Source organism: Crocosphaera sp. Alani8 (assembly GCF_038442745.1).
Taxonomy (GTDB): Bacteria; Cyanobacteriota; Cyanobacteriia; order Cyanobacteriales; family Microcystaceae; genus Crocosphaera.
This window is the reverse complement of the sequence record NZ_JARVCN010000428.1, coordinates 12,809-25,360: the sequence shown is the minus strand read 5'-3', so window position 1 is coordinate 25,360 and position 12,552 is coordinate 12,809. Positions and strand designations below refer to the sequence as shown.

General features: G+C 41.5%; 8 protein-coding genes. All 8 read left to right on the top strand.

The window, feature by feature from the left end; genetic code table 11:
* Positions 1-182: 182 nt before the first annotated feature.
* The 8 genes from P9B04_RS20980 (at position 183) to P9B04_RS20945 (ending at position 12,528) form a co-directional block, all read left to right on the top strand.
* Complete coding sequence (locus tag P9B04_RS20980; protein WP_342056918.1) at positions 183-3,563, top strand: methyl-accepting chemotaxis protein; 3,381 nt, start codon at positions 183-185, stop codon at positions 3,561-3,563.
* Positions 3,564-3,669: 106 nt separating this feature from the next.
* Positions 3,670-6,870, top strand: coding sequence for a hybrid sensor histidine kinase/response regulator (locus P9B04_RS20975; RefSeq protein ID WP_342056917.1), 3,201 nt, complete (start codon positions 3,670-3,672; stop codon positions 6,868-6,870).
* Between the two features lie 45 nt (positions 6,871-6,915).
* On the top strand, positions 6,916-7,437 hold the full coding sequence (locus P9B04_RS20970) for a chemotaxis protein CheW (protein ID WP_342056916.1): 522 nt from the start codon (positions 6,916-6,918) through the stop codon (positions 7,435-7,437).
* Between the two features lie 237 nt (positions 7,438-7,674).
* Positions 7,675-7,923, top strand: a complete 249-nt coding sequence (gene acpP / locus P9B04_RS20965) for an acyl carrier protein (protein ID WP_342056915.1) — start codon at positions 7,675-7,677, stop codon at positions 7,921-7,923.
* 81 nt (positions 7,924-8,004) lie between these two features.
* Entirely contained in the window at positions 8,005-9,255 is a 1,251-nt protein-coding gene (fabF, locus tag P9B04_RS20960) for a beta-ketoacyl-ACP synthase II (RefSeq protein ID WP_342056914.1), read from the top strand.
* 711 nt (positions 9,256-9,966) lie between these two features.
* Positions 9,967-11,238, top strand: coding sequence for a site-2 protease family protein (locus P9B04_RS20955; protein ID WP_342056913.1), 1,272 nt, complete (start codon positions 9,967-9,969; stop codon positions 11,236-11,238).
* A gap of 52 nt (positions 11,239-11,290) precedes the next feature.
* Positions 11,291-11,965 carry a ParA family protein gene (locus tag P9B04_RS20950; RefSeq protein ID WP_342056912.1) on the top strand — a complete coding sequence of 225 codons (675 nt, stop codon included), beginning with the start codon at positions 11,291-11,293 and terminating at the stop codon, positions 11,963-11,965.
* Positions 11,962-12,528: a hypothetical protein gene (locus tag P9B04_RS20945; protein WP_342056911.1), complete on the top strand. Its 567-nt coding sequence runs from the start codon at positions 11,962-11,964 to the stop codon at positions 12,526-12,528. Before P9B04_RS20950 ends, P9B04_RS20945 begins: the two co-directional genes overlap by 4 nt.
* Positions 12,529-12,552 lie beyond the last annotated feature (24 nt).

Below are 12,552 nucleotides of genomic sequence, written 5' to 3'. Positions count from 1 at the left end.
ATAAGTCAACTTCGGTTCGATATCAGGGAACTTGTAGACAACTGACCGAAAGCAGAAGTCTTGAACCCTCATTATCTACCTAAAAAAATCATAACTCTGAACTCAATATCACCGAAACCACCTAAGTGGGTAGGTATCTCAATTCTTAATTCTTAATTGTTAATTTTTCTCGATCCATTATTATGCAAACTCCTGTTAAGCCAGTTTATAATCATTCTCCTTCTAGGGTATCCCCACCTTTATCTTCTAACACTACAACTACCCCAAATCATTCCCATGCCCCTGTATTGCCTTTGGTTGAGCAGTTCTTTAACTTGCCCATCAGTCGCAAAACTCAAATGATGACCGCTCTAATTTTTCTAGCACTAGGGGGATTAATTGGGTTAGGCTCAACTTCTTTGGTGGGTAGCTTGCGCTCTCATTTACTTTATCAAACAAAATCTCAATTAGCGGTTACAGAACTCAATTATAATACCGATCTAGAAACTATGGGCTTGGGTTTTACAGCAGAATCTGAGCATCCTACCGTGGTGGAAGCCACTAAAATTTTAAGTCAAGGACAGTCTTTATCCCCCGAAATTCGCAGCGAATTACGATCTATTTTAAAAAATCAGCAAAAACTATACAATCTCGAATATGCTACCTTAGTGGACAAAGACTCGCGCATCATTGCCAATGCCAACAGCAGACGTGACGGGGAAGTATTCAACCCCCAAGGGTTAGTTACTCAGGCCACCAAAGAACAAAAACAAATTCGCACCAGTGAGTTGATTAGTTGGGAAGAATTGACCAAAGAAAACGCCCCTCTCCCTCCAGGATTAGATAGTCAACCTGCTTTGATGCGTTATACCATCACCCCTGTTAAACTCCCAGGAACACAAAACGTGATTGGTAGCCTCATTTCTGGGGATATTGTTAACGGCAATTTAGATATAGTAAAAAAAACAGTAGAGACTTTTCAAGGGGTAGGTTACAGTGCTGTCTATCTCTATCATCCCGAAAATAAAGAATTTTCCCTCGCCACTGCCTTTGAAAAAACAGAGTTGCGAGACGCTAATTTCAACACACCCCTTCCCGATCCATCAATCCTACAACGAGCGGTGGCAGCTGAAGGCCGATCTGTAGCGCAAAGAGGATACATTACCAACCACAACTACACCTTAGCAGCAAGAGCCATTCCTAATTATCAAGGAGATGAAATTGCCGTTTTAGTTTACGGTGATCCAGAACTAGGATTAAATAAGATCCTCAAAGACAGTTTAATGTTACAACTGAGTCTATCGGTGATAGTTTTGGGGGTTGTGGTTGTGCTGGCCAATACTATTGCCTCTGCGATCATCAAACCCATTAAACGTTTACAAAAAGTGACCCAACAGTTCGCTAATGGTAACTACCATGCTAGGGTTGATGTTCTTTCTCAAGACGAAGTGGGGGAGTTAGGAACTTATTTCAACGAGATGGCCACGAATATTGCCGCTCACGAACAAGGGTTACGACAAAAAACACAAATGTTTCGCTTCTTAGCCGAACTTTCTTCCCCCCAAACCCTCGACTCCATTATGTTAGATCGTTGGTTCCATCAAGGTTTAGAGGGAGCAAGTAGTTTAATTCAATTGGATCGTCTATTTATCTATCACTTCGATCAAGACAATAGAGGACAAGTAAAGTACGAAGTGGTTAGGGGTGATTATGCCTCTCTTTCAAAACAAGACCATCATGGAGAGATGGTTTCCTCCAACTTATTACAACAATTACGAGAAACTCCATCAACACAAGAGTGGACCCTCGAACAACTAGATATTATCGCCAAAGACTCCCAATATCGAGATAGTTTAGAGGATTTTCAAGTCAAAGAGCAATTGATTATCCCCATCTTTAATCAAAAAACCCTTTACGGCTTTTTGTTTGCCCATCGTTGCAACCATGAGCAACCTTGGCAAGAAACGGAAATTAATTTTCTCAAACAATTTGTCACCCAACTACAAGCCACCATTAATCGTGTCACCCTTGCTCAAAGGAAACAATTAGAATCTGGGTTAGCTCGTGATCTCAAAGAAGTTACCTTAAGGATTTCCACAGAAGTGAATCCCCAAAGTCTCTTTGATTTAGCGGTAGAACATAGTCGTGATGCCCTCAATACAGACCGAGTGGTTGTGTACAGTTTTGATGGCAGTTGGAAAGGAACCATTGTCGCAGAATCTGTTGATCCACTCTATCCCAAAGCTCTAGGAAAAAATATTCCCGATCCTTGTTTTGCTAAATCCTTTGTGGATAAATACCGTCAAGGACGAGTTCAAGCTCTTTCTAACATCCATGAGGTGGCTTTAGACCCCTGCTATCTCCAGCAACTGGAAAGTTTAGAGATTCAGGCTAATCTGGTTGTTCCTATTGTAGTGACAGGAGAATTATTAGGGTTACTCATTGCTCACCATTGCGAAAGTCCTCGTCGTTGGGAACAGGTGGAAATTGACTTTTTAACCCAGGTTGCTCTACAAATTGGGGTAGCTTTAGAACGGACAAGACTTCTAGATGAGCAAACCTTGGTTTGTAGACAACAACGTATAGCCAAAGAACAACTACAAAAGAGAGCCTTAGCATTGTTGATGGAGGTCGAACCCATCGGTAAAGGGGATCTCACGGTTCGCGCTCAGGTTACAGAAGATGAAATTGGGACTGTTGCAGATTCTTACAATGCAACGGTGGAAAATCTCAGATCTTTGGTTACTCAGGTTAAAACCGTAGCTCAAGAATTTACCAACACCACCGAAAATAGTGAGCATTTAATTGAAACTTTAGCTAGTAAAGCCCTCAAACAAGTAGAAGAAATCGCAGTAGCCGGCGATCGCCTCACCGCTATGAGTAGTTCTATTGGTTTGGTCACCCACAACGCTCAACAGACATTAACAGCCTTTCAAGAAGCATCTCAGAGTGTGGTGGCAGGAGAAAAAGCAATCAACGAAACAGTGGACGGGATGATCTCCATTCAAGACACTGTGACGGAAACAGTGACAAAAATGCAACACTTAGGAGAGTCTTCCCAAAGAATTTCTAAGGTGGTGAGTTTGATCGGCCGTTTTGCTGCCCAAACCCACTTACTGGCTCTCAAAGCTTCCATCGAAGCAGCCCGTGCCGGCGAAGAGGGACGAGGTTTTGCTGTTATTGCGGATGAGGTAAGAGGTTTAGCCACCAGTTCCGCAGAAGCTACGGCAGAGATCGAAACTTTGGTCAATAGCATTCAAAGGGAAACCAAAGAAGTAACCCAAACCATGAAAGCTGGAACTGCAAGAGTTTTGCGAGGTACGCAGTTGGTGGAAGAAACTCGTTCTAGTCTTCAGCAAATCACGGTAGCTTCTCAACATATTAATGACTTAGTAGGGGGCATTTCTGAGGCCGCTAAAGAGCAATCTTTGACCTCTGAATCTATGAATGAAATCATGGGGGACGTTGTAGACATTGCCCAGAATACTTCTGTTTCTGCTAACCATTTAGCCGATTCCTTCAAAGACATACTCATCCTTGTCCAACAATTACAAGCCAATGTGGAACAGTTTAAAGTTGATTAGTCACAAACACCCATTATTTATTTCCTAACAAGAGATTCAGCCCCTAATTCCTAACACCCAACTCAAGTCTTCCCTTTCCTCTTTGGCCTTGATTTTCCTAAAAACCATGATGAATCCTGAAATCCGCGACCAAGCCTATCAATTTTTTATTGAAGAAGCCCCCGAACTTCTACATATTATTGAAACTGGGCTACTGACTCTCAAAGAAGAACGTGATACATCTACTGTTCACGAAATCATGCGGGCGGCTCATTCTCTTAAGGGTGGGGCTGCCAGTGTGGAACTGAATACCATCAAAATTATTGCTCATCGTCTCGAAGACATTTTTAAGGCTCTCTACGATGAAACAGTAATTATCGATGATGAGCTAGAAAGCCTATTATTGGAAGCATTTGACCGCTTAAGAGATCCTCTACAAGCACAAATAAAAGCAGGAAATTTCGATGAAGAGGGGGCGATCTCAACTGCTGTACCTGTGTTTGAAGCTATTGAGGCTATTTTAGGGGATAGTATGGCTCAAGGAGAACAGTACATTCCGTCTTCGGCTGATTTGGGTGTTGATATTGTTTCTTCTTTGTTTGAGGTGGATGTAGTCCAGGGTTTAGAAGAAATTGAAAGGGTTTTGGCTTCTGGGGACAATGAACAAATTACTCAAACTTTACGCAATCAAGGGGAAGTGTTTAGTGGATTTGCTGAACTCCTAGGTTTACCAGGGTTTGGGGAGATTGTTCAGCAGACTTTGCAAGCTCTTGAGGCGTTGCCTTCAGAAGCACTAGCTATCGCTCAAGTGGCTTTGAAGGATTTAAAACAGAGTCAGCATTTAGTTTTGGTGGACGGCGATCGCACTTCGGGGGGTCAACCTTCTCAAGATTTGTTAAGTCTAGCAGGGGGAAATCTCCTCGAGATTAGACAGGAAACAGAGACGGTTGAGGGAGAAAATGAGGTTCTCGAGTTTAACCAGACACCTCCTTTAGATGAGATTTTTGAGACTACTGTAGCCACTGCTGAAGAACCTAACTGGGAAGAGTCTCCAGGGTTAGATGATGTGTTTGGAGAATCTGGGGAGGAGGTGCCTTTTGTTCCATCTTTAGACCATCTGTTTGGGGAAATACCTCCACCAGTGGATGAAACACAAATCCAAGAAAATCTCCATACCTTTGTAGAATCAGTAGAAGATATTTTTGAAACCTTACCCACTGTTGAACAAGAAGGTGAATCATTGGTTGTGGAAAAACCACTATCTCCTAAACCCCAACCAGGTAGTGGTTCCAATGATTCAAATTCGTCTACAGAAAAAAGAAGTTCGAGGAAAAAAGAGGGATCACAAACAAAGAAAACCAGAACTTCTCTGTCCGTTAGGGTGGACTTTGATCGCTTGGAAAAAATGAATAATTTAGTTGGGGAATTAGTCATTAATCGTAATAGCTTATCCTTACAAAACGATCAACTACAAAATAAAGTTAGAGACTTAGTCGAGCGATTTTCTCACTTTCAAAAAATAACAGAAAACCTCAAACAATTATCCGACCAAATAGTAGTTGCTCCCGAAAATTATCAATCAGCGAATGTTGGGAACAAAAACCTCACTCCAGAACCCAATTTGAACCTTTCTTCCCTTTCAGAAACTACGGATTTTGATTCTTTAGAAATGGATTCTTATGGCAATGTTTATTCTATTGTGCAGACTTTACTCGAAGAAATGATGCAGTTAGAAGAATCAGTAGATGATATTGTTTTATTTGCCCGTACCTCTAATCAAACATTAGAACAACAACGACAAATGCTCAACTCACTTCGAGATGAATTGATGTGGGCAAGAATGTTACCGTTAGGAGAAGTCTTAAACCGCTTCCCCAGAGTTTTACGAGATTTATCCAACAAGTATCAAAAACCCGTTAAATTAAAGCTGACAGGCAACTCTGTATTGGTAGATAAAGCCGCTTTAGAAAAGTTATACGATCCCCTACAACACCTCTTGAGAAACGGTTTCGATCATGGTATTGAACCCCCAGAAATTCGCCGTCAGTTAGGGAAACCCGAGCAGGGACACATCGAAATTCGAGCCTATCACCAAGGCAACCAGACCATCATTGAAATGCGCGATGACGGCGGAGGCTTGGATTTGGATAAAATTGCCAAAAAAGCCGTTGAAGCTGGTTTAGTGACCCCAGAACAGGTGGCTACAATGACCAAAGAAGCTTTACAAAGTTTGATCTTTGAGCCTGGATTTTCCACCACCAATAAAGTGAGTGAACTGTCCGGTCGTGGTGTGGGTTTGGATGTAGTCCGAGAACAACTAACCGCTTTAAAAGGTACGGTTTCTGTGAATTCTACTTCTGGGGAGGGAACTACTTTTACCCTCCGTTTACCCTTTACCCTCACCATTGCCAAACTGTTAGTCTGTTTGATTCAACACGATAGTCACCATCAAGGAGCAGCCATTGCTTTACCCTCCGATAGCATCGAAGAAATTATTATGCCGGAACCCGAACAAATTAAAGTATCCGGAGAACAAAAGTTTTTGGCTTGGGAACGGGAGATCATTCCCATTTACCCCGTTAAAAACCTGCTCGACTATCATAGTCCTTTTACCCACGGTTTTGATTCCCAGTCTCTTCAGGGAATCTCTACACCCAATAACTGGGGTCAACCCCTGCTAGTGTTACGACGAGGGGAGAATTTATACGCACTAGAGGTGACTCGTTTGATTACCGAACAAGAATTAGTAATTAAACCCTTTGGGAAAGCCATCGCAGCCCCTCCATACACCTACGGTTGCACGATTTTAGGGGACGGAACGTTAATTCCTGTCATCAATGGCACCATCTTACTGGAGGAGCGTTTAAATTCTCATCATTCTTCAGAAAAATCTGCTGGTATTAAAGTGGAAAGTGCTGGTAAGGAAACTGCTATCCCCCGACCAATGATACCAAATGCCACTATTTTAGTGGTAGATGATTCAGCCACCCTAAGACGAACTTTGGTACTAACTTTGCAAAAATCGGGGTATGGAGTTATGCAAGCTAAGGACGGCCGAGAAGCTCTAGAACAACTACAACAAAATTTAGGCATTAAACTGGTGATTTGTGATGTAGAAATGCCTAATATGAATGGATTTGAATTTTTAGGTCAACGTCGTCTTAATCAACAATTGATGAGTATTCCTGTGGCTATGTTGACCTCCCGTTGTAGCGAAAAACATCGTCAGTTAGCCACCCATTTAGGGGCAAGTGCTTATTTCACCAAACCATATATTGAACAACAATTCCTTGAAACTATTGAAAAGATGATTGCCAATCAAAAGTGATCAATTAATTCAACTAATAATCTCAATTATTGCCTTTAAAAATCCATGAATACTAAAACAAATTCCCCTCACACAAAGAGTATTGATGCCTATTCGCAACAACAGAAATGCAATTTTCGTAAATTGTTAGTCTTCCAAATGGGTAAGCTTAATCTAGCTTTGCCAGTGGAGTCGGTAAAAAAGATCACTCACTACACACCTATGCAGGGTAGTGGAACCACTGCCATAGGACTGATTCACGTCGATGAAAGAGAACTGACGGCCATTGATCTTCATAAACGTCTTTTTAAAGTATCCCAAGTCCATAACGAGGGGAGACAATTTCTTATTTTGGTGAAAAATAGCACAGAAGAACTGTTTGGCATTTTAGTGCCTCAAACCCCTTCCCTGTTTGAGTTACCCCTCAATCAGATCCGCACTTTACCAGATTCCTATCGTCGCGGAGATACTTTGGAAATAGCCAGTCATGTCACCAGAGTCCAGCAAAATCATCGCTTATTAACTATTTTTATCCTAGACGTAGACAGTTTAGTTCCTCCTACAGTAAGCGAGGACTTTATATTTTAATGATAAGGTAACCAATTTAGTGCGTATGGAAAAAATAGGAAACAGTGGAGACCAAAACAAGGAGGCTGAATGCCACCCAGACTTGCGATCTTTTAAAAAGTACAATCTTAGACTAATATGAATAATGGCCAATAAACCTTAATTGTAAAATCAACTCTAGGGAATGGTAAATTCCGCCCCATTTCCTCTCCGTAATGGTTAGTCCAACGGGGTTGTTAGCGGTACACCTGAAGATTAATGAACCAAGAAATATTTAAAAAAGTACAAACCATCGTTGCCCAACAACTGGAAAAGCCAGAAGCAGAAGTCACCCCAGAGGCTAACTTTGCCAACGACTTAGGGGCTGATTCTTTAGACACAGTAGAATTAGTGATGGCTTTAGAAGAGGAATTTGACATTGAGATTCCTGACGAAGCTGCGGAAAAAATTTCCACAGTTCAAGCAGCTGTAGAATATATCGACAAGGAAAAGGCTGAAGCTAAATAGAAACCATAAGTATATTTAATCCCCCCATCTCCCTCCATAAGTGCAATGTAGGGCGGATCAGTTTTTTAATAAGGGAAAATCATGACAAATTCACAATTAAAGCGAGTAGTGGTAACCGGGTTAGGTGCAATCACCCCCATTGGCAACACTTTAACAGACTATTGGCAAGGTTTGATGAACGGAATAAGTGGTATCACTGAGATTACTCGTTTTGACTCATCCAAACATGCTTGTCGGATTGCTGGTGAAGTCAAAGGATTTGACCCCCACGATTATCTGGATCGCAAGGAAGCAAAAAGGATGGACCGTTTTGCTCAGTTGGCAGTTTCAGCTAGTTTACAGGCTTTAGCTAACTCAGAGTTAGTGATTGATGACCTTAATGCTGAACAAATCGGGGTAATTATTGGTACAGGGGTGGGGGGAATCAAGGTTCTCGAAGATCAACAAGCAATTTATTTGAATCGGGGACCAAGTCGTTGTAGTCCTTTTATGATTCCCATGATGATCGGCAACATCGCCTCAGGGTTGACTGCTATCAATACTGGTGCCAAAGGTCCAAACAACTGTACTGTAACCGCTTGTGCCGCCGGGTCTAATGCAATCGGTGATGCCTTTCGTATCGTGCAAGGAGGCTACGCTAAAGCCATGATCTGCGGTGGTACAGAAGCGGCGGTTACCGCTCTGTCTGTGGCCGGTTTTGCCTCAGCTAGAGCCTTATCAACCCGTAACGATGAGCCACAAAGAGCAAGCAGGCCTTTTGATAAGGATAGGGACGGTTTTGTTATGGGGGAAGGGTCAGGAATTTTGATCATCGAAGAATTAGAACACGCTCTAGCACGAGGAGCTAAAATTTATGGGGAGATTGTTGGTTATGGGATGACTTGTGATGCTTATCACATCACAGCCCCAGTACCAGACGGTAGGGGGGCTACTCGGGCTATGGAGTTAGCTCTAAAAGATGGTGGCATTTCTCCTGAAAAAGTCAGCTATATTAACGCCCACGGAACCAGCACCGCAGCCAATGACGTGACTGAAACTAAGGCTATTAAAAAGGCTCTGGGTGATTGCGCTTATCGCATTGCCATTAGTTCTACTAAATCCATGACTGGTCATTTATTGGGAGGTTCTGGAGGCATCGAAGCGGTGGCTACGGTAATGGCTATAGCTAACGATCGCATTCCCCCAACTCTTAATTTAGATAACCCCGATCCTGATTGCGATCTCGATTATGTCCCCTACAAAAGTCGCCCTTTAGAGATTGATGTGGCTTTATCTAATTCTTTTGGCTTTGGTGGTCATAATGTGACATTAGCCTTTAGAAAATATCGCTAATTGGTTGTTTTTGGGTCATTGAGTTATCCATAGAAGTAGATTATGTTTTCTCCTACATCTTGCAATATGTAGGAGATGTCATCAGTAAAAGAGTTTTCTCAGCAATGGGACGAAGTTCTGACCGTAACCCAAGCAAAACAAGAGAATATAACTCACATCTTGCACCTTCGATAAAACTGGCTAGTTTGTAAGGGTTCAGCTATCAGCTATCAGCCATCAGTTGAAACATATCAATCTCTATCATCTACTGTGAGTGAGATTAAACATAAGCTTAACGCTTTCAGCTAAGACATGAAAGCCGAACGCTGTGCGATAGCGCGCCCTACGGAGTGAGGAACTGCTTAGTAATTTAAGTTTTTATGTACTGGTGCAAAATGTCAGTATAACCGTTGAAGAAATTCTATTCTTGGACTTAGAAGTTAGGATTGTATATAAAAAACACGAAATAAAATTAGATAAACATTAAGTGCGAAGTTTATAAAGCACCTTCATGGTAAAACTATTAATTTTTGCTTTTGGACTTAATCTTAATTAAATAGTAATATCGGTTATTATTTGTTCCTTGTTTAAGAAAACGGGTTTAGGTTAAAATATAAGTAGAAGCTTTATTGTAGCGATGAGCAATAAACCACTCCACAGCTAAAACTAAAAATAGCAAGGCATTGGTCTAAAAATTGTTAAGAAAAATTTAAAAACCCACTCCCTTTGATCATGAACGGAAAATGGCAAATTGGTTCTTTATTGGGGATACCCCTCTATGTTGACTCTTCTTGGTTCTTTATTTTGGGATTAGTTACCCTAGTCAATTCTCAAGAAATCACTCAGCTTAATTTAGTAGAAAATTCATGGTGGTTAGCCTGGATCGCAGGGCTAATTTTAGCTTTGTTTCTTTTCATTTCCGTACTTCTCCATGAATTAGGTCATAGTTTAGTAGCTCTGTACCAAGGGATCAACGTTAATTCCATAATCCTATTTTTATTCGGGGGAGTAGCGGCCATGGAGAGAGAATCAGAAGATCCCACAGGAGCGTTTTGGGTAGCCATTGCCGGTCCTTTGGTGAGCTTAGGATTATCGGTTTTATTGTTCACCCTTTCCTCTGGTGTCCGATTTTCTCATAACTCAGACACTATCCACCGTCTTATCATTTATATGATAGAAGATACTGCCAGAATTAATCTGGTGTTAGGAATTTTTAACTTAATTCCTGGCCTTCCCTTAGACGGGGGACAAGTTCTCAAAGCTATTGTCTGGAAACTAAAAGGCGATCGCTTCACGGGAGTTCGTTGGGCAGCCACTAGTGGTCAGTTAATAGGGTGGTTGGGCATTAGTTTGGGGTTATTCATCATTTTCTTAACAGGAACCCTAAGCGGACTTTGGATCGTTTTTATCGGTTGGTTTGTGCGACGCAACGCAGAAAATTATCAACACATTACCGAACTACAAGAAAGTCTCCTAACAATTACTGCTCAGGAGATCATGGGAAGAAGGTTTCGGGTGGTTAATGCTAATCTGAGTTTGATTCAATTTACCCAGGATTATCTTATAGGAGAACTTCAGGATCATATTGTCTATTTCGCCGCTTCAGAAGGACGCTATCGAGGATTAATTGTTGTCGAAGATCTACAAAATATCGAACGCAGTCAATGGGATAGCTTAACCCTATGGGATATTGTTCACCCTTTAAATACCATTGCCTCCGTAGAAGAAAAAACCCCTGTAGTTACGGTAATTAAGACCCTAGAAGCTATCAATGAGCATTCTATTAGCGTATTGTCTCCTGCAGGTGCCGTAGCAGGAATTATTGATCGTGGAGATATCGTTCGAGCGATCGCTACCCACCATCAATTACCCATTGCTGAAAACGAAATTCAACGCATAAAAGACGAGGGAACTTATCCCAGCTATCTACAATTACCTGCCATAGCTAAAACCCTTGACAGCGAACTATCTCACCGTGAGACAGTTAACCCCAAGGAAATATAAAAAATGTCAACATTAGATGGGATAATGATGGGGCGGGTTGATATGGGAAAACATGAGTAAGGATAATTCTGCATCGGAGTCTAATCCATCCAAAACTACCATTATCGGCATCATCAATGGTAAAGGAGGGGTGGGAAAGACCACCACTGCGGTTAATGTAGCTGCTATTCTAGCCGAAAAACAAGATGTTTTACTGGTGGATGCCGATCCCCAAGGTTCAGCGAGTTGGTGGACACAACGAAGTGAAGAGGGGATAGATTTTGATTTAACCACTGAGAATAACCCTAAAATTCTGGAAAAACTGCGTAAAATCCAAGAATACGAGGTTATTGTTGTGGACACTCCCCCTGCCCTCCGTTCCGAAGCCTTAAAATCGGCGATGGCCTGTGCAGATTACTTAATCTTACCCACACCTCCTGCCGCCATGGATTTAACGGCATTGATCGAAACAGTTAAAACTGCAGTGATGCCTCTAAAGGTCGCTCATCGGGTATTATTAACAAAAGTCGACTCTCGCAGTTTAAAGGAAACTCTAGAGGCTCAAAACACTTTGCTGGAGTTGGGAATTCCTGCTTGTCATGCCTTTATTCGTCAATATAAAGCCCACGAGCGAGCGGTTTTGGAGGGAGTTCCTATTACCGAATGGCGTGGCAAAAATGCCAAAGAAGCGCAAGCTGATTATCGTCGAGTCGTAGAAGAATTACAACGAGATTGGAATCAATTATGACCACAAAAAAGTTATCAGATTTAATACAAGAAGAAGTAAAAAATCAATCAGAAACCGTCTCTGAAACAATTGTTAGTCCGACGGTTCCCGATAATCGTACTCGTATGACCAAGGCACAATTAGATGAACTAATTACCCAATTAAATCGAGCCTTGCAACAAGAAAAACAACAAGTTGATACCTTACAAAATCAAGTTAATACTTTAGAAGGCGAGATCAAAGATGAAAGGGAATTGAGTAGTCGTCTGCAAAATGAATTACAAGCAGCAGAGAACTATCAATCTCAGTTCAACGAACAAAAGAAATTAGTAGAAAAACTATATGCTCAACTGCAACAAAAAGAAGAATTAGCAGGAGAATTAGCGGAAAAGAACGAAATAATTGCTTCTCTACAAGCTAAATTACAAGAAGATTCTCCTCCCCTTTCCTCCACTGATTCATCTCAAGAATTAGTGGTACAAGAAACAGCTTTAACTCGTCAAGCAAAGGAGTTGCAACCTTTTGCTGCACCAATTTTAACCAGTAAACCATTAACCAATGACGATATTGGTTGGTTCGATTAATTAACAGCAATTGAGTTTAGAACT